The sequence below is a fragment of the Bartonella eidoli genome (assembly GCF_036576145.1).
In the GTDB taxonomy this organism is placed as follows: Bacteria; Pseudomonadota; Alphaproteobacteria; order Rhizobiales; family Rhizobiaceae; genus Bartonella.
This window is the reverse complement of the sequence record NZ_JBAFWX010000003.1, coordinates 142,218-165,020: the sequence shown is the minus strand read 5'-3', so window position 1 is coordinate 165,020 and position 22,803 is coordinate 142,218. Positions and strand designations below refer to the sequence as shown.

General features: G+C 36.3%; 18 protein-coding genes and 1 tRNA gene. 10 read left to right on the top strand and 9 right to left on the bottom strand.

Features of this window, described 5'->3' with window-relative positions:
- Nucleotides 1–2: 2 nt before the first annotated feature.
- Together tolA and tolB are read left to right on the top strand one after the other, a co-directional pair.
- Entirely contained in the window at nt 3–1,403 is a 1,401-nt protein-coding gene (tolA, locus tag V5N68_RS03265; protein ID WP_332065753.1) for a cell envelope integrity protein TolA, read from the top strand.
- Between the two features lie 54 nt (nt 1,404–1,457).
- On the top strand, nt 1,458–2,789 hold the full coding sequence (gene tolB, locus V5N68_RS03260; protein WP_332065752.1) for a Tol-Pal system beta propeller repeat protein TolB: 1,332 nt from the start codon (nt 1,458–1,460) through the stop codon (nt 2,787–2,789).
- Between the two features lie 376 nt (nt 2,790–3,165).
- On the opposite strand, the gene V5N68_RS03255 is transcribed toward tolB, so the two are convergent.
- On the bottom strand, nt 3,166–3,912 hold the full coding sequence (locus V5N68_RS03255) for a YebC/PmpR family DNA-binding transcriptional regulator (RefSeq protein ID WP_332065751.1): 747 nt from the start codon (nt 3,910–3,912) through the stop codon (nt 3,166–3,168).
- A 353-nt stretch (nt 3,913–4,265) separates the two neighbouring features.
- Between V5N68_RS03255 and V5N68_RS03250 the strand changes: the two genes are divergently transcribed.
- The 5 genes from V5N68_RS03250 (at nt 4,266) to glmM (ending at nt 12,175) form a co-directional block, all read left to right on the top strand.
- Complete coding sequence (locus tag V5N68_RS03250) at nt 4,266–4,952, top strand: DUF1013 domain-containing protein (RefSeq protein ID WP_332065750.1); 687 nt, start codon at nt 4,266–4,268, stop codon at nt 4,950–4,952.
- A gap of 162 nt (nt 4,953–5,114) precedes the next feature.
- On the top strand, nt 5,115–5,624 hold the full coding sequence (gene pal, locus V5N68_RS03245; RefSeq protein ID WP_332065749.1) for a peptidoglycan-associated lipoprotein Pal: 510 nt from the start codon (nt 5,115–5,117) through the stop codon (nt 5,622–5,624).
- Between the two features lie 989 nt (nt 5,625–6,613).
- Entirely contained in the window at nt 6,614–8,038 is a 1,425-nt protein-coding gene (gene tilS / locus V5N68_RS03240; protein ID WP_332065748.1) for a tRNA lysidine(34) synthetase TilS, read from the top strand.
- Between the two features lie 114 nt (nt 8,039–8,152).
- Nucleotides 8,153–10,258, top strand: coding sequence for an ATP-dependent zinc metalloprotease FtsH (gene ftsH / locus V5N68_RS03235; protein ID WP_332065747.1), 2,106 nt, complete (start codon nt 8,153–8,155; stop codon nt 10,256–10,258).
- A 567-nt stretch (nt 10,259–10,825) separates the two neighbouring features.
- Entirely contained in the window at nt 10,826–12,175 is a 1,350-nt protein-coding gene (gene glmM, locus V5N68_RS03230; protein WP_332065746.1) for a phosphoglucosamine mutase, read from the top strand.
- A 392-nt stretch (nt 12,176–12,567) separates the two neighbouring features.
- Here the strand turns inward: glmM and V5N68_RS03225 are convergent, their stop codons facing one another.
- Entirely contained in the window at nt 12,568–12,996 is a 429-nt protein-coding gene (locus V5N68_RS03225) for a hypothetical protein (RefSeq protein ID WP_332065745.1), read from the bottom strand.
- Nucleotides 12,997–12,999: 3 nt separating this feature from the next.
- Nucleotides 13,000–13,335: an ElaB/YgaM/YqjD family protein gene (locus V5N68_RS03220; RefSeq protein WP_332065744.1), complete on the bottom strand. Its 336-nt coding sequence runs from the start codon at nt 13,333–13,335 to the stop codon at nt 13,000–13,002.
- Nucleotides 13,336–13,775: 440 nt separating this feature from the next.
- Between V5N68_RS03220 and V5N68_RS03215 the strand changes: the two genes are divergently transcribed.
- Both V5N68_RS03215 and V5N68_RS03210 read left to right on the top strand, forming a co-directional pair.
- Nucleotides 13,776–14,618 carry a MotA/TolQ/ExbB proton channel family protein gene (locus V5N68_RS03215; RefSeq protein ID WP_332065743.1) on the top strand — a complete coding sequence of 281 codons (843 nt, stop codon included), beginning with the start codon at nt 13,776–13,778 and terminating at the stop codon, nt 14,616–14,618.
- Nucleotides 14,615–15,136: a biopolymer transporter ExbD gene (locus V5N68_RS03210; protein ID WP_332065742.1), complete on the top strand. Its 522-nt coding sequence runs from the start codon at nt 14,615–14,617 to the stop codon at nt 15,134–15,136. Before V5N68_RS03215 ends, V5N68_RS03210 begins: the two co-directional genes overlap by 4 nt.
- Before the next feature lie 274 nt (nt 15,137–15,410).
- On the opposite strand, the gene dut is transcribed toward V5N68_RS03210, so the two are convergent.
- From dut to V5N68_RS03190, 4 genes are all read right to left on the bottom strand, one after another.
- A complete protein-coding gene (dut, locus tag V5N68_RS03205) occupies nt 15,411–15,956 on the bottom strand; it encodes a dUTP diphosphatase (RefSeq protein ID WP_332065741.1) in 546 nt (181 codons plus the stop codon).
- A gap of 248 nt (nt 15,957–16,204) precedes the next feature.
- Nucleotides 16,205–17,020 (bottom strand): VIT1/CCC1 transporter family protein, encoded by an 816-nt coding sequence (locus tag V5N68_RS03200; RefSeq protein ID WP_332065740.1) that lies wholly within the window; start codon nt 17,018–17,020, stop codon nt 16,205–16,207.
- 1,009 nt (nt 17,021–18,029) lie between these two features.
- Nucleotides 18,030–18,617, bottom strand: a complete 588-nt coding sequence (locus V5N68_RS03195; protein ID WP_332065739.1) for a disulfide bond formation protein B — start codon at nt 18,615–18,617, stop codon at nt 18,030–18,032.
- Between the two features lie 15 nt (nt 18,618–18,632).
- Nucleotides 18,633–19,253, bottom strand: a complete 621-nt coding sequence (locus V5N68_RS03190; protein WP_332065738.1) for a YqaA family protein — start codon at nt 19,251–19,253, stop codon at nt 18,633–18,635.
- A 162-nt stretch (nt 19,254–19,415) separates the two neighbouring features.
- On the opposite strand from V5N68_RS03190, the gene V5N68_RS03185 reads away from it, so the two are divergent.
- Nucleotides 19,416–19,500, top strand: a tRNA-Leu gene (locus V5N68_RS03185).
- A gap of 792 nt (nt 19,501–20,292) precedes the next feature.
- Here the strand turns inward: V5N68_RS03185 and V5N68_RS03180 are convergent.
- Nucleotides 20,293–20,643: a hypothetical protein gene (locus tag V5N68_RS03180; protein ID WP_332065737.1), complete on the bottom strand. Its 351-nt coding sequence runs from the start codon at nt 20,641–20,643 to the stop codon at nt 20,293–20,295.
- Nucleotides 20,644–22,034: 1,391 nt separating this feature from the next.
- A complete protein-coding gene (locus tag V5N68_RS03175; protein ID WP_332065736.1) occupies nt 22,035–22,628 on the bottom strand; it encodes a hypothetical protein in 594 nt (197 codons plus the stop codon).
- Nucleotides 22,629–22,803: the final 175 nt, after the last annotated feature.

The window sequence follows — 22,803 nt, the reverse complement described above, 5'->3', positions numbered from 1 at the left end:
AGGTGTCTCCAGAAACTTCCCAGGATGTTCCTCAAGAGGTCATACCAGAGGAGATGATAGACGTTCCGCAAGATGATCCCCAAGAGGTCACTTCAGAGGCGTCTCCAGAAACTTCCCAAGATGTTCCTCAAGAGGTCATACCAGAGGAGATGATAGACGTTCCGCAAGATGATCCCCAAGAGGTCACTTCAGAGGCGTCTCCAGAAACTTCCCAAGATGTTCCTCAAGAGGAAGAGGTCACTTCAGAGGCGTCTCCAGAAACTTCCCAAGATGTTCCTCAAGAGGAAGAGGTCACTTCAGAGGCGTCTCCAGAAACTTCCCAGGATGTTCCTCAAGAGGAAGAGGTCACGCCAGAGGCGTCTCCAGAAGCTTCCCAGGATGCTTCGCCAGAGGTATTTTCAGAAGATGCCCAGGAAGTGCCTGATGAGGTCATGCCGGAAGTATTTTCAGAAGGTGCCCAAGAAGTGCCTGATGAGGTCATGCCGGAAGTATTTTCAGAAGATGCCCAGGAAGTGCCTGATGAGGTCATGCCAGAGGTATTTTCAGAAGATGCTCAGGAAGTGCCTGAAGAGATTACGTTTGATGCATTTTCAGAAGCTCCGCAGGAAGTTGATAACGAGAGTGCGCCAGAAGAATTTTCAAAAGCTCAACAGAAAGTTGATGATGAAGTTGCATCAGAGGCATCTTCACAAGCTCCACGAGAAGTTGTTAAAAAGATTATGCCAGGGATAACTCCTGAAGTATCTTCAAAGAGTGTTCAGCGTGGGGAGGCAATATCACAGAAAAAAACAATGCCAATGGTAAAAAAAATACCTGAAGAAAAAGCGTCATCACGTCAACAAAATGAAGAAATTAAATTGCCTGAAAAATCTCCTCTTCCACAGTTTAAGCCTAAAGTCATTCCACAACCTATGGCGAAAAATATGCAAGTTGCAAAAAAACAGCAGCAACAAACGAATGGACAAACAATTGAAGAGATTTTAGCAGTAGAAGAAAAAAAATTACTAAATCGTGCTCGTACAAACGGAGGGGGAGCAAAGCGTTCTAGTGAACCAGAAGCTTTTGGTGAGCGTAAAAATATTGGCGATCTTGAAAAAATGGCACAAACATTGGTTAATATTGCTGGTACGTGTATTCAGAAAAAACTTAAACTTGTTGCTCTTGGTGGAGATTTAAAAAATCGTCCGATTGTGCGATTGCGATTTTACTTAAATCGTGAAGGAATGGTTATGGGAAATCCGATTATTGATCCATTAAGTGGTGAGACGAGCCAGCAGGCTATTATGATGAGACAGGTATATGCGGCTGTTTTCTCATGCCAACCTTATACAGATCTTCCACGAGATCAATATGATTTGTGGGGGCAAGGTTTTGATTTTAATGTTGATCCTCTGCAAGAGTAATCCAATGAGGTACGAATATATTTTTTCTCTTCAATATAAAGGATATTCTCCGTTATGGTTATGATAAGATGTACATTGTTTTCTTGGTTTATTATCGTTGCATCTTTGTGTTTTTCAGGGTTTTCACCTGCTCATGCACAATTGAAAGGTACTATTTCTAATGCTGATTTTAATCCCATTAAAATTGCAATTATGGATTTTATTTCTAACGATTCTTTGGGAGTAAAAATAGCCGCTGTTGTTACAGCAGATCTTGAACGGTCGGGACTTTTCTTACCAATTGATAAGGCATCTTTTTCTGATATTTCTCAACAAAACCTTGATCTCAATAGTGAGCCACATTTTGTTAAGTGGCAAAAAATGGATGTACAAGGTCTGGTAATGGGACAAATTATTAGAGAAGCAGATGGGCGATTGAGAGTCGATTTTCGTTTATGGGATGTCTTTGGGGGTCGGCAACTTAAAGGACGGCGCTTTTATACAGCGACAGAACGCTGGCGGCGTGTTGCACATATGATTTCTGATGATATTTACAGTGAAATGACAGGGGAAAGTGGTTATTTTGATACAAGAATTGTTTTTATTGATGAAACAGGACCCAAAAATGCGCGTGTAAAACGTTTGGCGATTATGGACCAAGATGGAGCGAATTTGGTTTATGTTTCTAATGGTAGTGAACTGGTGCTTACACCGCGCTTTTCCCCTAAACGACAAGAAATTACTTATATGGCTTATGGGCATAACAAAATGCCTCATGTTTATCTTCAGCAAATTGAAGTTGGACAAAGGGAATTGATCGGTACTTTTAATAATATGACAATTGCACCGCGTTTCTCTCCTGATGGGCAGAAAGTGATTATGAGTTTGTTGCAAAATAACGGCAGCGCTAATCTGTATACCATGGATTTGCGTACGCGTACGATGACGAGGCTTACAACAACTTCAGCCATTGATACGTCAGCTTCTTATTCTCCAGATGGAACAAAAATCGTTTTTTCATCGGATCGCAGTGGAAGACCACAACTCTATACAATGAATGCAGATGGAAGTAATATTCAGCGTATTTCTTCAGGTGAAAATAGTTATTCTACACCTATTTGGTCCCCACGTGGTGATTACATCGCTTTTACAAAACAAGCTGATGGGCAATTTTCTATAGGTGTTATGCATCCTGATGGAATAGGAGAACGGATATTAACCACAGGATTTCATAATGAAGGACCAACTTGGGCTCCCAATGGCCGCGTACTAATGTTTTTTCGTCAGGATCCAGGCATGGGGCCTAAAATTTATACGATTGATATTACAGGGCGCAATGAACGTCAATTGCCTACACCAAATGATGCATCTGATCCAGCTTGGTCACCATTGCTTAGTAAAAAGTAAAAAAACTTTTAAATAAAATCAATGAATTACAGAGAGTCATATCAAAGTAATTATGCGTTTATTTATAAAATGGCAGTTTATAAAGGCTTATCTGAGTTAGTGTCCAATTTTTTATATTGCAGTTTTTCTTGTTTACAATCTGCGATGCAAACTTTCTGGATAACAATTTAAGAAATGCACATTTGAAGTTTTTATTTCAAATGGTATCAATGTGAATAATAAATGAAATACCCCGCGTTGCGGGGATTTTATATTTTCATTCTTGAGGAAAAACAAAGAGATATATTTATCGAGTTAGTGATTGTATAGAGAATATAAAAAAAGATCATATGCGTTGGTATGAGTATTTTCACTTCATAGGTGAGAGTATGGAGGTTTATGCAGATAATTTTGCTAGGACTTCATCACTGACATCAAAATTGGCATAAACATTTTGCACGTCATCATCTTCCTCTAATGTCGAGATAAGACGTAAAATTGATACAGCCTTTTCTTCATCTACTGCGGTAAGAGTGTTGGCTTTCCAAATAGTTTTGATTGATTCTGCTTCTCCAAGTTTTTCTTCAAGTGTTTTTGAGACTTCTCCGATATTTTCAAATGCACATATAATATGGTGTCCATCTTCTTCTGAGAGTACATCTTCAGCACTTGCTTCGATGGCTGCATTCATAATGCTATCATTTGTTCCTGCATCAAGTTTATAAATTATTTCACCAATTCGATTAAACATGAAGCTCACGGATCCTGTTTCTCCTAGTGATCCACCTGATTTTGTAAAAGCCGCGCGTACATTTGAAGCTGTGCGATTGCGATTATCTGTTAATGCTTCGACAATAACTGCAACCCCTCCTGGACCATATCCTTCGTAGCGCACTTCATCATAATGTTCGACATCATTTCCTGAAGCTTTTTTAATCGCTCGTTCAATATTGTCTTTCGGCATTGATTGTGCCTTAGCGTTTTGCACTGCGAGCCTGAGGCGTGGATTCATCGTTGGATCAGGAGAGCCTTGTTTTGCTGCAACTGTAATTTCACGTGCAAGCTTAGAAAATACTTTTGAGCGCACTGCATCTTGGCGTCCTTTACGGTGCATAATATTTTTAAATTGTGAATGGCCTGCCATGGGGCTTTCCTTTCAGTTTTCGGGCTTTTTCCTCAATTGAGACGGTTAAACATTTTGCGATGGGACAAATATATCAATCAACGCATTGTATTTTAAATTTCAATAGATCAAATATGATTCTTTATAAAAAGATTCATATTAAAGGTAAAGATGCTCTCTTAAGCATCATTATTAAGTAAGACAGATATCTTGTCGTCAATCAAAAATCACGCTATAATGAAACGAAAGTTTTAGCAAAACTGGTTTATTTCTTGCTTTATTGGGAGCGGGTGGATAGGGTCTAGCATATAAAATACCCCATTCAGGGGGATGGAATCTGTCTTTTAAAAGGCGAATACAAAGGATATTAGGAGATGGCAACGCAACTTTTGATGCCCAAAGCGACAGCTGTTTGGCTAGTTGATAATACCGCACTTTCTTTTGAGCAAATTGCAGAATTTTGTAAATTGCATGTGCTAGAAGTAAAAGCTATTGCAGATGGTGAAGCTGCTTACGGTATTAAAGGTTTAGACCCAATTAGTTCCGGACAGTTGACACGTAGTGAGATTGCACGTGTGGAGGCTGATAAAAACGCACGCTTAAAAATTTCAGAATCAAGAGTTCATATCCCCGAGAAAAAATACAAAGGTGCTCGTTATATTCCTCTTTCTCGGCGTCAAGATCGTCCGAATGGTATCCTATGGTTGGTAACCAATCATCCTGAGTTAAAAGATGCTCAAATTGCACGATTGATTGGTACAACAAAGGCAACTATTGAACAAATTCGTAACAGGACCCACTGGAATAGTGCTAATTTGGTTCCTTTAGATCCTGTAGGGCTTGGTTTATGTTCACAAATTGATTTGGATATCGAGCTTCAGCGTGTGACAAAAAACCATTCCGTCTCTACTGAAGCAGATAGATCTTTACTTCCGGCGTCAATTACAGAAAATGTTTCTTTTCATGATGATGATGAACAAGATTTTAATAAAAATTTCGATGCCGATAAAGTTTTTGCAAAATTGAATGCATTACAAAAAAGCCGTCAGGATGATGCATAAACAGGCTGATTTATGCTGCAGAGGATGTGTATATAGCTCATGCATGGTAATGAGAGATTGCGGGCAAAATTGTAGTTAACAAAAAATAGAGAATGTTTTATCTTCATAAATATGATCATTTTTGAAGAGAAAAGTTGATGTGAAAATAAGGAGAAACAGTATATGAGTTCTGTCAAAAATATTATCTTTCATACATCAGCAATGATTTTATTTCTCTCGTTGTTTTTGGTTGGTTGTGTGAAAAAACATACTAATTTTGCTCCCGATGTGAAAAGCTCTTTTGGACATGCTGATTTTCAAGATGAGACTAAAAATCCACAACAGTACTTTGTTGTCAATGTTGGAGATCGCATCTTTTTTAGTCTTGATTCTTCCTCTATTGAACTTGATGCTCAGCGTATTTTGACTCGTCAAGCGGAATGGTTGCTTCGTCATCCTTTTTATTCCATCGTCATTGAAGGTCATGCTGATGAGCGCGGTACACGTGAGTATAATTTAGCGCTTGGCCAACGTCGTGCTGTTGCTGTTCGTGATTATTTGATTTCTCTTGGTGTCTCTGCACAGAGGATGAGCACAATTTCATATGGAAAAGAAAGACCTGTTGCAGTGTGTAATGATCTTTCATGCTGGAATCAAAATCGCCGTGCCGTGACGACAATTAATGTTCGCTAATCATTACAATGATGGCTCAAAAGTAAGAGGGGTTAGCCGCGGCAGTTTAGACTTTATGATGGGAAAAGATGGACTACGAGGTTATATTTTGAAAAAATAAAAGTGCTTGTGTCTCTGCAAGACAAAAGAGGAAAGCTGTTTTTCTTTTATCTTTGATGGCGTGTTTTGCTTTTTTGTCAGAGCATTCTACCAGGGGATATATGCATTTTCTATTTACAATAAAATTTTTCCATTCAAGGTGGGGTTTTTTCCCTTTAAGTTATGGCGAGCCGTGGCGACACAAAATCAAAAATGATTTTGGAATGTAAGAGGTTTTTTTTAAATTATGGATAGAAGGATATTTTGCATATCATATAAACGGTTTTCATATATAGTGGTATTAAAGATACTAAAAAGAAGTTTTACTCGTTTTTTGATAAAAAGATGCCTCTTTTCATTCTTGTCCTTTGGGTAATTTTTGTTTGAATGAAGATTTAAGAGTTGTAAAATATTTAAATTAGAGCCATCTACTATAAATGGTCGCAATAACGTTTCTTTTGTATAAGTTTGTTGCCATGAAAGTGGCTTAAAAGAGATGCATGATAAGCAACCAAGGCGTATTGAAGAAAATCAAGATAAAAATATTTATGCTATCTTTAAAATATTCTATAAAGAGTTTATAATTTTCATCCATACTGAATTTAATAAAACCTTTTATGCTTTAAAATTTGTATCAAAAAGGCTTTTAAACGCTGTTTATTTATTGTGATTAGAAAAAGTTTTGTTGGAATAAGTGTGCTGTCTATCATGCAGGGGTGGGTGTTTTTCTTAATACTATGATGTAAAAATATCTTCTGCGATTTTTAAACTTTGATAAAATGAGCAATAAGGGGAGAAATGCTTTTGATCAAAGTAAAACGGAGTGTGCTCTTTCTGCAAAAAAATAAAACAGCTCTAAAATTCTGGAAGTTTTTTTGTAAACCTTTCGAAAAGGAGTGGGGTCATTCGCGGTGATCATTAAATTAGCAAAAAACCTTTTTAAAACATCAGACTTCATTCAGTGCCAAAAGTTGATTCTTGCAGTTTCGGGGGGGAGTGATTCGTTAGCTTTATTATTTTTGGTTAGAGATCATTTAAGAACTCTGTCTTCTCCCCCAGAAGTTATTGTTGTTACCGTTGATCATAAATTGCGTAGAGAATCAGCTCGTGAAGCAGAGGATGTTGCAGAAATTTGTCGTGTTCATAATATTAAGCATGTCATTGTGAGGTGGGAAGGAAAAAAGCCTACGACGCATATTGCAGAAAAAGCACGTATTGCCCGTTATGATCTTCTCTTTAAAGAAGCGCGCAAGCAAGGCGCAACACTTATTATGACGGGGCACACGCTTAATGATCAGATTGAAACTTATCAGATGCGCAACCAACGGGTTCAAAGGAATTTAGACATTTTACCCAAAGAATCTTTTGAAGTTTTGCACGAAAAAATTTTTACGACAACATCTGCAAAAAATGGCTATTTATTGATTTGCGAACGTGGTTTATCATGTATCCCACGGGAGGCTTTATTACGCCGAACAGTTCGTTTAATTCGTCCTCTCCTTGGGGTAAAGCGTAAAACATTGCGTGCGTATTTACATATTCATGGAAAAACATGGATCGATGATCCAACAAATGAGGATATCAATTTTGAACGCGTGCGTGTACGCCGCTCTCTTCATCAAACCAAAATGACTGATATTGCTAAAAAGATCAATGAAGCGACACTTAAACGTCGTCAACAGGCAAAAAATGTTGCAGATTTGATTTTAGCTTTAGATATTTCTGTCGACTATGGGCGCTGTTTTATTGGAAATCCTGAACCATTCTTACACAAACATCCATGTTTCTCTTTCGTTGTTGGGCTTTTTGCAGTGCTTATGGGGGGAGGTTCTTATTTACTTCCCCATAAAAAATTAATGCTTCTTGATCAAAAATTGTGCCTCTCTGCTGCCCAAAAGAAACGCTTTACTTTGGCTGGGTCTGTTATTGATTATAGTCAAAGCGGAATTACTCTTTGGCGCGAATCTCGAAATATTAAAGAAGTCGTTGTTGAGCCAGGACAAACTTGTTTATGGGATGGGCGCTATCAAGTGACTAATCATGGAGGCGATATCATAAAAATTGGAGCCGCTGATTTAGGATATTTGAAGTTTTTGTTCAAAAGTGGTACATTGAATCTTGAACGCCCCCATTTTCCTTCTTTGCAATCGCTTTTGATGATCTCAAATAACACAGGCATTGATGTTCCAGAGTTAACTTGTCAAGCTGTTTTGCAACAGAAAAAAAATATTATTATAAAACGGATTATGGCGCCTTTTGATTGGCTTTTGTCATATGAAGACACAGTTCTTTTTAATGTTATTGAATCTTTTTTTAATATAGAGATAAAAAGATAAAGAAAAAGTACTTTAAAGTATGATAAACATCTTCTCAATATCTTGGCAAGAAACTGACAAGGTTATATGCTAAGGGAAATTTTAAGAATCTGTATATGATTAAGTGGACCTAATATGAATTCCAATTATCGATCTCTCCTCATTTGGGGAGTTATTGCATTAGTTTTGATTGTGTCATTTTCTCTTTTTAATGGAGACAGCCAGCGTTCGGGAGGAGGAGAGATATCCTATTCCGAATTTTTGAAAAAAGTCGAGAATAATGAGATTAAGTCCGTGACCATTCAAGGTCAGAAATTAACAGGACAAACCTCTGAATACAGAATTATTTCAACTTATGCTCCACGAGATCCAAGTTTGGTACAAAAGTTGGAAAGTAGAAATGTTGATGTTAAGGCTATTCCTGAAAGCTCTGGAAATAATATTTTCCTTAATCTTTTATTTTCTTTACTTCCTGTGCTCATTATCGTTGGGGTTTGGATTTTCTTTATGCGGCAAATGCAAAGCGGATCGCGTGGTGCGATGGGATTTGGAAAATCAAAAGCAAAGTTGCTTAATGAAGCTCAGGGACGTGTCACTTTCCAGGATGTTGCTGGTGTGGAGGAAGCAAAGCAAGATCTACAAGAAATTGTTGAGTTCTTACGAGAACCACAAAAATTTCAACGTTTAGGTGGGCGGATACCAAGGGGTGTCCTGCTGGTTGGTCCTCCAGGAACTGGAAAGACTTTGCTGGCGCGTTCTATCGCTGGTGAAGCAAATGTTCCGTTCTTTACCATTTCAGGATCAGATTTCGTAGAAATGTTTGTTGGTGTTGGTGCAAGCCGTGTACGGGATATGTTCGAACAGGCTAAAAAAAATGCGCCTTGTATTATTTTTATAGATGAAATTGATGCTGTTGGGCGTCATCGTGGTGCAGGACTGGGAGGGGGAAACGATGAGCGAGAGCAGACCTTAAACCAGTTACTTGTTGAAATGGATGGGTTCGAGCCCAATGAAAGCATTATTCTTATCGCTGCTACAAACCGTCCTGATGTGCTTGATCCTGCTTTGTTAAGACCTGGCCGTTTTGATCGACAAGTTGTTGTGCCAAATCCTGATGTGACTGGGCGCGAACAAATCTTGAAAGTTCATGTACGTAATGTGCCATTAGCTCCGAATGTTGATCTCAAAGTTTTAGCAAGAGGAACTCCAGGGTTCTCCGGTGCTGATTTGATGAACCTTGTTAATGAAGCTGCTCTTATGGCTGCTAGTCGTAACAAGAGAGTCGTGACTATGCAAGAATTTGAAGATGCTAAAGATAAGGTGATGATGGGTGCTGAACGCCGGTCCACCGCTATGACGCAAGAAGAAAAAGAACTGACGGCATATCACGAAGCAGGACATGCAATTGTTGCTCTCAATGTTCCTGTTGCTGATCCTGTGCATAAAGCTACAATCGTACCAAGGGGTAGGGCTTTGGGTATGGTGATGCAATTGCCAGAAGGTGACCGCTATTCTATGAGCTATCGGTGGATGATTTCTCGCCTTGCTATTATGATGGGGGGGAGAGTGGCGGAAGAACTGAAATTTGGAAAGGAAAATATCACTTCCGGGGCTTCGTCAGATATCGAACAAGCAACAAAATTAGCTCGGGCCATGATAACCAGATGGGGATTTTCTGATATCCTTGGTAATGTTGCTTATGGCGATAATCAAGATGAAGTGTTTCTAGGACATTCTGTTGCTCGGACGCAAAATGTTTCTGAGGAAACGGCACGTATGATCGATTCTGAGGTGCGTAAGCTTATTGATGGCGCATATGCAAATGCTACAAAAATTCTGAAAGAAAAAAAGAAAGAATGGTTCGCTCTTGCTCAAGGTTTATTGGAATATGAAACGTTAACTGGAGCTGAAATTAATGAAGTTATTTCAGGAAAGCCTCCTTCACGATCGCAAAAAGATGAAACTTCTTCTGTTCGTACTTCATCGGTTCCAAAAACAAGATCATCTAAGCGCGAGCCTGATAAAGTAGAAGAAGTAGCTGAACAAAAAGAGGATAAAGAAGAGACAAAAAATAAGAAAGAAACTACAAAATCTGCTCATTCTCAAGAAAAAGGGACAAACTCTAATGGACAGCAGAAAAAAACGCGAAGCGTGGAAAAGAAAGATGAAAAAGAGGATGCTCCTGAAATAAGTGAAAAGCATGATGAAAAGAAAAATAACAATCAACATGAAGAATCATGAAAACTGTCCCATTAGAATGTAATGTCTAAATGAAAGTGTTCTTTTAAAAATGTTGGTATAAATTTTTTGAAAAAAAGGTGCAGGCTTTGCTTGCACCTTTAAATAAATATTTAAAAATTACAGCAATATTTAAAAAATAGGTAAAAATGAACGGTAGATTGCTTTGAGAAAAGCATTTTGGGGACTGTCTTGTATAAAACTTTCTTTTAAAAGGGTTATAGGCTTATTTGTTGATTGTATTTCGATATATTTAAAAGTGTTTGTATAAGTAAAAAGCGTCAATGATATCTTTTAAGTGGAGTATGGTAATATGCTATGCTTAAGTGGATCGTTTAAAGACTTATAAATATACAGAATATTTAGTGCTGTATAATACAGAGAACGTGTTTGGTGGGGCGTTTGTGATCGCGATAGAAGCAAAGAGTTCTTTTAGAGTGGTATATACAATATTTTTTAATGCTGGCTTAAAGGCGTGAAAAAATATAATTGTTTCTATCAATTGAGCGAGGGTATTGCTTTAATTCTGTTGGAGCCCTTGAAGAAGATGTGTATATAAAGGAAATAAAAATGCCACAAAAATATTTTGGCACAGACGGAATTCGAGGCAAAGCCAATTTCTTTCCCATGACGCCAGATTTTGCCATGAAAGTTGGGATGGCTGTGGGGGTTTTTTTTAGATCAAAACGTCAGTCACGTCGTGTAGTGATTGGTAAGGATACACGTTTATCTGGTTATATGTTAGAAAATGCTTTGGTGTCAGGATTTACTGCTGCTGGGATGGAGGTCTTTTTATTAGGTCCTATGCCGACACCTGCTGTTGCTATGCTTTGCCGTTCATTGCGCGCTGATATTGGAGTGATGATTTCTGCTTCTCATAATCCATTTTATGATAATGGAATTAAACTTTTTGGCCCAGATGGTTTTAAATTTTCAGATGATGTAGAAATACAAATTGAACAATTAATTGATACCGATCTTTCAAAATATTTAGCTAGTTCTACAGAGATTGGATGCGCAAAACGGGTTGAAGGAGATATTTATCGTTATATTGAATATGCTAAACGGACTTTGCCACGCGATTTTGGGTTAGATTCTGTGCGGATTGTTGTTGATTGCGCAAATGGTGCTGCTTATAAAGCGGCGCCGCGTGCTTTGTGGGAATTAGGGGCCGAAGTGTTTGCTATCAATAATGAGCCGAATGGGTTGAATATTAATAAAAAATGTGGCTCAACCGATCTGACCTCTTTAAAACAAAAAGTTCATGAAGTGCGTGCAGATGTAGGGATTGCTCTGGATGGAGACGGGGATCGTGTTTTGCTTGTTGATGAAAAGTCCCAAACTATTGATGGGGATCAGGTGATTGCTGTCATTGCTGAACAATGGCACAAAACAGGACGTTTAAAACGCAAGGGCGTTGTGGCAACAATTATGTCAAATCTTGGGCTTGAGCGCTTTTTATCTGGTAAAGGGTTGGAACTTGTTCGAACAAATGTTGGAGATCGCTATGTTGTGGACGCGATGCGTAAAGGGGGATACAATGTCGGGGGTGAAGTTTCTGGACATATTATTTTGAGTGATTTTGGGACAACCGGTGATGGATTGGTCGCTGCCTTGCAGGTTTTATCTTGTATGCGAGAAAGACAATGCTCTATGAGTGATTTGTGTAAACGGTTTGAGCCTGTCCCTCAAATTTTAAAAAATGTTTCAATTAAAAATAAAAATGTATTGAAAAAGAATGAAGTCAAAATGGAAATCAATCAGGCAACTCAATGTTTGGGAAAAAAAGCACGATTGGTGATTCGTCCTTCTGGAACTGAGCCGGTCATTCGCATTATGGCGGAAGGGGATGATCCAAAAGTTCTTGATACTGTTGTAACAGAAATGATTGATGTTATTGCACATCATGATGCGGCTTGAGCTTGGTGATGCTCATTGAAGTATGATGAAGATTTTAGTTAATGAAGTGTGGTACATTTTTTATATACAGATATGAAAACTATGCTCTCCTCATTGAGAAAATAGTTTATTCAATAGATGTACAATAACGAAAACGATCATCGGATAATAATCTCTGCAACCATATTTTTGTTCTTGGCTTTATTGTGTATAGGGGATAGCTGTGGAGTAGATTCTGCATTAAATTGAGCTAGTGGTTTCTAGGTTTAATTTGCTGTCTGTGGTGCAATAAATGCATGGAAGTTGTTCGATCCATAAGAGAGAGCGTTAAAAAAATGTCCTCTCTCAAAATGGAGAGAGGACATTAGGGGGAAAAAGTAGAAGGATAAAAATGCTTCATGTTAAGAGGAGCGCTATTTCTTTTCTTTTTTCCATAAAAAATAGGTTGCAAGTCCAAGAATTGGAGCGCTCAATTTGAGACAATGTTGTTGTTTCATCAAAAGCCCAATCCCAGAAAGGGTTACATCCGTTACAAGTTTATGCCGTTGTTCCTCTAGCTTTTTTTTCTTATAGTTACGCTGATAAATTGTGAAAATGCGGCTAACAAAGACACCGAATATGGCAAGAAAAAGCCAAATAAAAAACATTGTGCTGGCTGCTGCAAGAGGATGCATGACCAAACATAATGCGATAAAGCCCATGACACACAAAAATATCAAGGATATCAAAAGTGAAATTCCAATCAGCAAAAAGCTAAATGCTTGAAAGCGCACTTGCTTGATGGTGCTTTTGAATTCTTCACCAATAAAATGAGTTAAAAGAGGAGCGATAAACATATTCATTTATTAATGACGCAATAACTGAGCGAGAATAAAGCCAAAACCTGCTGCAAAAAGAACACTTTTACTAGGGTTTTTGCGGACACATCTATCTAAGGCTTCTCCAAAGTTGTTTATGTTTTCTTTCGTTTGAGATACCATTTCTTCACCATTTTCTTTCATTGAGTGATATAATTTTTTAGTTTCATCTTTCGCAGTACCCAATTTATCTGCCCCAAGATCTGCTAAGGATGAAGTGATTGACGAAATTTCATTTTGTAATTTTTCTAATTGTGTTTGTAGACCTTTTTCTTCTTCTGATTCTGACTTTTTGCCATTCTCTACTGTTTTACTATTTGCCATGGTAGGACATCTCCCTATGAAATTCTTTGTGAATTGAAGTAAAAACTTTTACAGTCTTGTAACGTTGAATGGCTGTCTTAGTTCCGTTTCTTTATTCAACAGGAGAATATTTTTAATAACCTCCATTTTATTGTCAGATTAGGGTGTTTTAAGCCGGGATGTGTCAGGGGAATGAAGTGGTGGTGAATTGATTGTTATCAGTGAGTGAGGGCTTGATTGATTACAGTAGAAAAAATCAAAAAATTCTTAGAAATTTATTTCTCAAAGAGTTTTTAAAAAGGAGTGAAACAAAAATAAAACTCCATTTGATTTATAAAATTTCATTCCTTAAATTGGACACAGAGTGACATTAGAGGAAACGATGTTGTCAGAGATGGTGCTGCGAGGGAGGGGTATCGTACGACTGCAACAAATTAGAATGTCAATTGAATGGTATAAAAATGGAATCTGACACAATACCCTCAAATAACGTGTCTACGACGTTTTCTGCACACGATCTTTCCCCTTTTTCTATGTTTATGGCAGCTGATTGGGTCGTGAAGGCTGTTATTATTACTTTATTGTTAGCTTCGGTGTTGTCTTGGACGATTGCTTTTGTCAAGATTGTAGAAGTTTCTTTGGCAAAAAGAAGAGCGCGTTCTGAGCTCAAATTAGTTTTGAATGCTCACACTCTTGTACGGTTGGATGCTGGCCTGAAAGAAAGTAAAGGACCTGGTGCTGGATTTCTAAAAGAGGTGCTGAGAGAAGTTTATCTTTCCACACAAAAAGTCAATTTTGTGGGAAGTGAAGATTTAAGTGAAAAGCTGGGTGAAACAGCTCTTTCCCATACAGAGACTAATCTTCAGGAAAAGATCGATCAATATGAAAAAGGTGTACATAATCTTGATGAAGGTGTGAAAGAGCGTGTACATTCGCTTTTGTCTCGTTGCTTATTATCTGCTACTCGGCGTATTGCCTGTGGGGTTGCTATTTTGGCAACCATTGGTGCTATTGCCCCTTTTGTTGGTCTCTTTGCGACTGTTTGGGGGATTATGAATTCTTTTATTGGAATTGCCGAATCTCAGACAACAAGGCTTGATGTTGTTGCACCTGGAATCGCTGAGGCTTTGTTGGCAACAGCTATTGGACTTTTTGTGGCTATCCCTGCCGTTGTTATGTATAATGGTCTTATGCGCGCTCTTAGTACGTATCGCAATGATTTGGGTGATATCGCTGCTGCCATAGAAAGACTTTTGAGCCGTGAACTTGATAGACACAGGCAGCAGAAGAGTTATAAAAAATGAAAGCAAATTTTAATAATGAGTGGAGTACAGATGATGATGGTTTGCACAATGAGATCAATGTGACGCCTTTCATTGATGTTGTGTTGGTCTTACTTATTGTTTTTATGGTGGCCGCGCCTTTAGCAACAGCCGTTATTCCTGTGCAACTCCCTTCTATAAGCCAGTCTGCTGCAGTGGTGCAGCCTGATGAACCTGTTTATATAACTTTGCAAAAAGACAGCTCCCTTTATGTGGGGGATAATCTGGTGAGCATAGATGAGCTTGAAAAATCATTGCTTAAAGAGACAAGTAAAAATTTAGATATAAAGATTTTGATTAAAGCCGATAGCGAAATAGATTATGGAGCTGTGGTGGATTTGCTCAATAAAGTGCGAAGTGCTGGATATACTAAAGTTGGACTCACGGGATTGCTAAAATCTTCCAAAGTTACTCTAAAAAGTGCAACCGGAGAGCGAATAGAGAATATTGCAAGACATACTACAAATGAAGAAAATGCAGAAAACGAGATAGAGGAATAGAGCTTAAGTCATGCATCGGCGGGGGCGAATAATATAGAAAAAGGTGCGATATTTTAGAACGAAAAACAGAAATAGAAGATAGGCTGTTTTCTATGGTTTGTCATGAAAACAATTTTTAACTTGTCTCTGTTTCATTGATTCCTGTTGAATAAAAACCGCCTGTACAACGACCTTTGATGTTATTTGATGGGGGTCGTTGTGATTCTCCTCAGGTTCAATTGTGCAAATGTTAACTTATATAACGGCGACCACTATTCTTGTTGAACAGAACCACTTAATTTATTCCTGTTGAACCAAAGCCGCCTGTACCACGACCCTTGATGTTATTTGAGGGGTGATCGTTGTGATTTTCCTCAGGTTCAATTGTGCAAATATTAACTTGTATAACAGGCACGATTATCGTTTGTGCAATGCGCATTCCACGTTCTATCAAGAAGTCTTCTTGCCCCAAATTGATGAGAAGAACTTTAACTTCACCACGGTAATCGCTATCAATTGTTCCTGGTGTGTTTAAGCAGGTGATGCCATATTTAAAGGCTAAACCTGAGCGGGGCCGTATCTGTGCCTCATAACCAGGAAGAAGGTGAAAGACAAAACCTGTCGGAATAAGAGTGCGCTGACCTGGAGAAAGGATTATCGTTTCTTCTTTGTTCAATGCTGCTCGTAAATCAAGACAAGAAGAACCTGCTGTGGCATAACTAGGGAGCTCTAAACCTTTGCCGTGCTCAAGACGTTCAATGAATAAGGTTGTTTGTTTTGAAGAGATAGAAGAGGAATCTTCTTGGCTGTTGAGTTGGCTGTTGGTTTGGGCAGAGCACATGAAAAATATCTCCTAAAATAAAAACAAACGTAACGTTAGTAGAAATCTTATTGAAAAACAATATCTTGATAAAATTTAAAAATAATATAGGCTAAAGTATTGTTTTCTGGAGTGTCTATTTTTTATATTTTGCTAGTAAAAATATCCGTGGAAAATAAAAGTACGATAAATAAGAATGGCACCCAAAAAGCGATGAAGATAAATCTATTTCCAGAGGATATTGCTGGAGAGGGTCTTCGTTTCTTGTTTCATATACTCCCAATAAAAATACCTGTGGCAAAAACCAAGGCACCACCAATAATGACTTGTAACGATGCACGCCAAAAGGGGGTCGACATAAATTTATTCTGAATCCAAACAATCGCTCCTAATTCAAGGAATACTGTGATAAATGCAAGAGTCGTTGCAACGTAAAAAGAGCTAATCAAATAAGGAAGAGTGTGCCCAAGCCCTCCTAGAGTTGTCATAATGCCGCAGGCAATACCTCTTTTGATCGGAGAACCACGCCCAGATAATTTGCCATCATCATGTATCGCTTCTGTGAAGCCCATAGAAAGACCTGCTCCAACAGAGGCTGAGAGACCTATTAAAAAGGTTTTATATGTGTCTCCTGTTGCAAAGGCTGCCGCAAAAATCGGTGCAAGCGTAGAAACTGAGCCATCCATTAAGCCTGCAAGACCAGGCTGAATCCAGGTTAAAATTGTTTGCTTATCCGTTTGCGATATATTTTTTATATCTTTATTGGTCGCTTTGGCTGTTTTGGAGTTTGTGGGGAAGAGTCTTCTTCTCAAGTGAGAAGGGTGGCGGTCATAAATGGAATTGATAGTTTTGGCACAGCCACCGCGAGAAAAGCGAGAAAGTTGATGGTAATTTTGAAGTTCTTGTGCACCCAGGGCGGTAAAAATTTCTGCTTGTTTGATAGAATAAGGTTTTAGAGCTTGAGCATATCTGAAATACAGAGCTGCTCGTCGCTCTTTTGATTTAAGCGCACGAATCATAACCCTTTGGATTGAACCAAAGGAGATAGCTCGGCGTTGTACAAATGAAAATAAGGATTTTAACATTTGTTTCTCTCTCAAAACTTAGAATAATTCTAAATTATAGAAAGAAAAAAGAGAAAGTCAATCTCAAAAAGTCAATTTGGAATTTTAAAAAATGTAAAAATAAGAAGAAGAAAAGGAAAGAGGGTGAGGCAGACAAGAAAAAAAGAATATTATAATCAATTTAGAGGTGTAAATTATAAAGTTTAAAAAAGAGGAGGAAAATCAAAAAAACAATCTTAAGGAAAGGATCATAGGTGAATTTTTCAAAGAAAATAGAAAATTACTATAGGCGCTTCTGAAATGCTTGAAAAATGTGTATTACAAAATGTAGATGAATGATATTATTAATATAAATCAATAGGGTATGAGATGCTTCTTGTCCAGTCAATTGAGGGAACTTGACTTTTAAAAAAGGAGTAAAAATAAAACGAGAAGATGTTTTTAATACTTTTGTGAAGAGAAAAAAGAGAGACAGGGAGGAATAAAAGAATACAGACAATTTATTGTTTAGCGTGAAATGAACCTTGCAAAGTGGACAAGAAAATTGTTCCGTAGAGGAGGGTGTTCATAATGTCTTAGGCCTGTTTCGATTATCATATTTTGATGAGAGGATAGACGATTTATAATGCGCTTTATATCGATTTGTAATTAATGATATAAAGGTTGTTAATTCTTATAAACAGCTATAAGATCCTTTAAACAGCTGTAAGATGAGTAAGCTCTTTGCTTTAAAATGTTAGCTTTTAGAATAGATGCGGAGAAGCTTGTGATCCTAATGATAAAAAGAAACTATTTTATCGCATAATCAAAATATCCACCCTTTTAGAATATATAGGCACACTACATGATAAAAAGATGGTGAAGGGAAGTTTTATCATATCTTTTTGTCAGACCATTTCTTTTTAAAAAGAAAAAAATAGGTCGTTTTAAGGGCGGCATCATCATATAAAATTTTAGCTTACGACCCATTTCATACGCGTATCCATGGGCCGTGATATGCATTTAAGAAGAATTGTGATAGCAGAGAGCTTTATTGTGGTGTGCTGTTATCATTTTTGTGGTTCGCAAGGATACCTTTTGACGCAATGTAAAAGCTGATAAGCATGTAAAAGAAACTGGAAACCATATTCCAACCAGCAAAGGAAAGCCAGAGAAAGCGATATGGTGCGTTGGAACAAGATGAAGGGTGGATATGGCTTAATCTATTTAAGAGCTGGTTGATATCGGTTATCAGCATTACTGTGTTTGAAGTGCAGCTCGAAGGGGCAGGCCAAAATCCATATTCGATGCCTGCATGATAGGCTCCTAAGACGAGGCTGGTTGCCATTAATATAAAAACACAAAAAAATAAAAGCTGTACACCAAAAGAGATGCGGAAAAACCATGCCCCTAAAATGGCTAAAATCAAAAATGGTATCGAGCTATAATAAGGAAAACGCTCAATTAAACATAAGTGACAGGGAAGATAGCCTCCAATATGCTCAAAAAAAAGGGCTAAACCTATGGTAGTGGAGAGGCAAAAAATAAGAAAAAAAGCCCATAAACCTTGCTCTTTACTATTTGCTTTCAGGTGAAGGTGTTTATATAACAAATGCTGAATAGATGTAGTATAATTCATTAAGCATGCTCCTTCTCATAGTAAATAATGCCAGTTTAAGAAAGCTGTAAGAATTCCATAAATTAATAAAAGCGCGATAAAACCAATGAGGACAATCCATTTGAAATGATAAGAAATAAAATGTAGAATTTTATGCCCAAAGCGTTCAACCAGCCAAGCAAGCAGATAAAAACGAGCCCCTCTTGCTAAAATACACGTTATAATAAAAAGTCCTAAGTGAATACCCATTACGCCTGATAAAATCGTGGTAATTTTTATTGGAGGAAAATGAAGAAAACCTGAAAAAGCTAATAAAAAGACTAGAAAGTTGAGTGTCGTATCATTTTTTAATGCCTCGAAGGCTTGATATTTCCCATAAAATTCTAAGATAGGTTTAGCGATAGTGTCGTAGGCAAAATGCCCTATACCCCAGCCAACAATTCCTCCTAATATAGAACATATCGTCGCAATAAAAGCGTATCGGTAAGCTCGGTTAGGACGGACAAGAAGCATAGGAATATATAGAATATCTGCAGGAAATGGAAAAACAGAGCTTTCAATAAAAGCGATAAAACCAAGCCAATGTGGTGCCGTGCGTCTGTTTGCTAACGAAATTATCCAGAGCTTTAAGTTATTCAATAGTGCAGGTATTTTCATGAACTTTTAAATAGAATAGGCAAAATATTAAAATCTTTGTTTATAAATGATGAAGAAAATAATAATGCTAAAGTAAAAAAAAGAAGTCTGGTGTTGACGAATCTATACTTCTTCATATAGTGCAAAAGGGTAATGAACAAGTCCGTTCTTTATAACAAGTGTGCGGGTGTGGTGGAACTGGTAGACGCGCCAGACTCAAAATCTGGTTCCGAAAGGAGTGTCGGTTCGAGTCCGACCACCCGCACCACCTAATTCTACAAAATAAAATCCACCAACATTTAACAGTATGAAGCTGCTCCTTGAAAAGGGAAGAGCCGCTGTAAATGCGGCGGAATATACTGATTGGGCTTTTATTTTCTTATTCAAAATAGCTTTTTGAAATATTCTTTTTACAGTATCAAATTTTGTTTTTATTAAAATATAAGACAGCCTTAATTCTACAAAACAAAAATTTTTTAATGTAAATATATCAAAATGTTTAATATAAGAAAAATAAGTAATAAGGAAGTATTTTAAATAGAAAATGGAGAAATTAATCAGGTGAACAATAAAGACAAGACATCAACTTAAAAATTGTTTTGTATATTATTTCTAAAAAAATTACTTCCTAATCTTTGAAAAAACTCCAATCATTATTTTAAAAAGGCATTTAATATATATAAAGAAAATATAAGCGATAAATAAAAAGACAATAAAATAAAAGTATCGTGATAGATAGATTTTTTATTGAAGGAAAAGACCATTTTTTAACCTTTTAGTAAGAATTATTTATTATGAAAAGTTATACTCTTAATAAAGATAATAAAAATGCAATTGCTGAATAAAGATAAAATTTAAATAGAATAGATGTCAAAGAAAATACATTTATTTTATTAAATGGAAAATTCATTTTAAAACCTTTAAAATAAATAATACAGTAAAAATTATTTGAATAGGTAGTATAGTCAAGAGTATTTGATTAAAAGGCTCAGCACTATTGGGAGCCTTTTAAATGTTTTTTAATAATTAAGCTTTATTTACAACAATGATTAAGCTTTATTTACAATATTGTGTATACATTTACGATAAGGCAACGAAAAAAATCAAATATTGCATATATTAGATTTTTCCCCTTTGTAATTAAATCGCCTAAACTATATTCTTGTTCTGATGATGAACTAACAAAATGAATATTTTCTTTATTAAAGTTACTACTTTCTTTTTCAATTAAGTGTAAATTTTTGTTTTTTATAGTAAGGTTCTTACCTTGATTAACAAAATTACTTTTATGAGAAGTAGAATGTGTAATAGATGGCGTATGTTCTTGACCAATTGCATAGTTTGAGGTTTGAAGTGCCAAAGATAAACTAATACCAACTGCACCTGCTATAAAAAAATATCTAATCTTCATATTTTTTTCTCCTGTATTTATTATCATTAATAAATATCAAAATGGATTGTATATAAAATCAGTTAAAATAACTATAGTAAAAATGCAACAGTAATCAAAAAGATTCGGAACTATATATTATAGGTCTAAATAAAATGATAAAAACTTCTTACTTTTTATAAGAAAAACAGAGTTTTTATAATCTATATATCAACGCATACTAAGGTATATAATTTAAATATTTGATATGTAGCGTGTCATAAGATTTTTTATGTATTCAATACTGATAGTGTATGAAATAGTGTTTATTATAATTAGGTAAAAGCTATAAAAAAATTGAAATACATAAGAAGTTATATAGGTTTTTTATATATTACTTATCTAATAGACTATTTGTTTTGGGTTATTTAAAAAAAGTAAATATTATAGGATTTATACAATGTGATATGGGAACAAAGACAGTTTTCGCGTTAAGAAATTGGATAATTTGTCGACGAATATTGTTTGTTCTTTTTTTTTGATTATATATCGTTGGAATTAATTTGGTAAGCGATGCGTTTATACATAAAATACGTTTATTGAATAATGTTATTCTATAAATGATATATAGAAAGAAATAATGTTAATCCTTTTTATTGTTTTATAAGAATTTTTATTGAATAAAATTAGTATCAAAATATATTTTATTGATCGATTTTTGAGAGTTATAATCAAGCTAAATGCTGATCGTAAAAATATTTTTAAAAGAGCTTTACTGGTTTCAAAATAAGACTGGTGTGAGAAAAGTAAAGTTTTTTGTAGATTGCAAAAATAATGAGAACGATACCGTTTAGTGATGTCGTTTAATGACGCCGTTTGGCGATATTGTTTAGTGATATCGTTGAGTGATTCCGTTTAACGATGTCGCTTAGTGATGTCGTTTAATGACGCCGTTTGGCGATATTGTTTAGTGATATCGTTGAGTGATTCCGTTTAACGATGTCGCTTAGTGATGTCGTTTAACGATGTCGTTTGGCGATGCTGTTTAGTAATATCGTTGAGTGATTCCGTTTAGTGAGGGGATAGATATTATAAAAAATAAAGAAGGAAGAGTTTTTTAAATTATACATTCTTTACAAGATTAAGCTATTTGAAAATGCCCTAGGAGGATGATTTCAGTGATTCTGGTCTTTGATGATTTTCATAAAATAACACTTAAACAACTGACTTAAAATGTTACTATACTTTAGGTTTGTTGTTATTTATAAGTATTTCCTACTATTGATTGCATAGCCAATTATGGGGCGAGATGTTATTTATTAATAATGGTTTAGAATATTTTATGTTGTTCCATTTTTTGTTAGTTTATAACTTTTTTTACCCGGAATGATACTCTCATTGGTTCCTATGATAAAGCTAGAATAAAACATTGCTTAAAATAATTTACGGTTTGCATATCCCCAGTGAGATGCGAGCAAATCTAAACAATCTCTCAAATGATCAGCTAGAGAGTTTTGTTTGCGTTTCGAAGGGCTTAAATCTTTTATTGTATGACCATAACCAATAACTTGCTCAACGAGATGATAACCAAGAACACCAAGAGGAATTTTAATTTCTTTTAAATGATTGGCTGCCTCTATTTGACGTTCAATGGGGTGTATATAGCTTGGGCGGGCGTCAACTTTTTGACGTGTGTAATCAGGGCTCATGTGAAGGTCAGCTTGGCTTTGACGCCAATAAATATAAAAACATTCTGCTGCTTTATATTGTGCTTCGCTGATATGGCCTTTTGCATATAAAAGTGCAATAGGACGGCTTTGAGCATTAACAATTGCAGTGATAGTACGCGGGTTACTCTGACTTTCTTGATGGGCTGGTTGAAAATAAGGATTGTTCGTTTGAATGGGAACTTCTTGTGTTTTTAAGTGTCCGGTTCGGTGTTCCCTTCTTTGGGGCTGAGAGACAGAAGTTGTGGATGTGATTCTATTTTTTTTATTTTGATTTTCTTTTTTGTCTTTATATTTCATATTATCTCTTTCAAAATGATAGTTTTAAGAAAATGGGTATTGGTGTGTTGCCTCTTAGAAAAATCAGTTTTATAAGGGGTAAAAAGGTCGTTTTTACCTCGCTTTTTAGTCTTTGATTGGTTTTGCCTTTTAAGGAAAAACAGCGGGATATCTAAAGCAAAAAAACTTGTGCGGA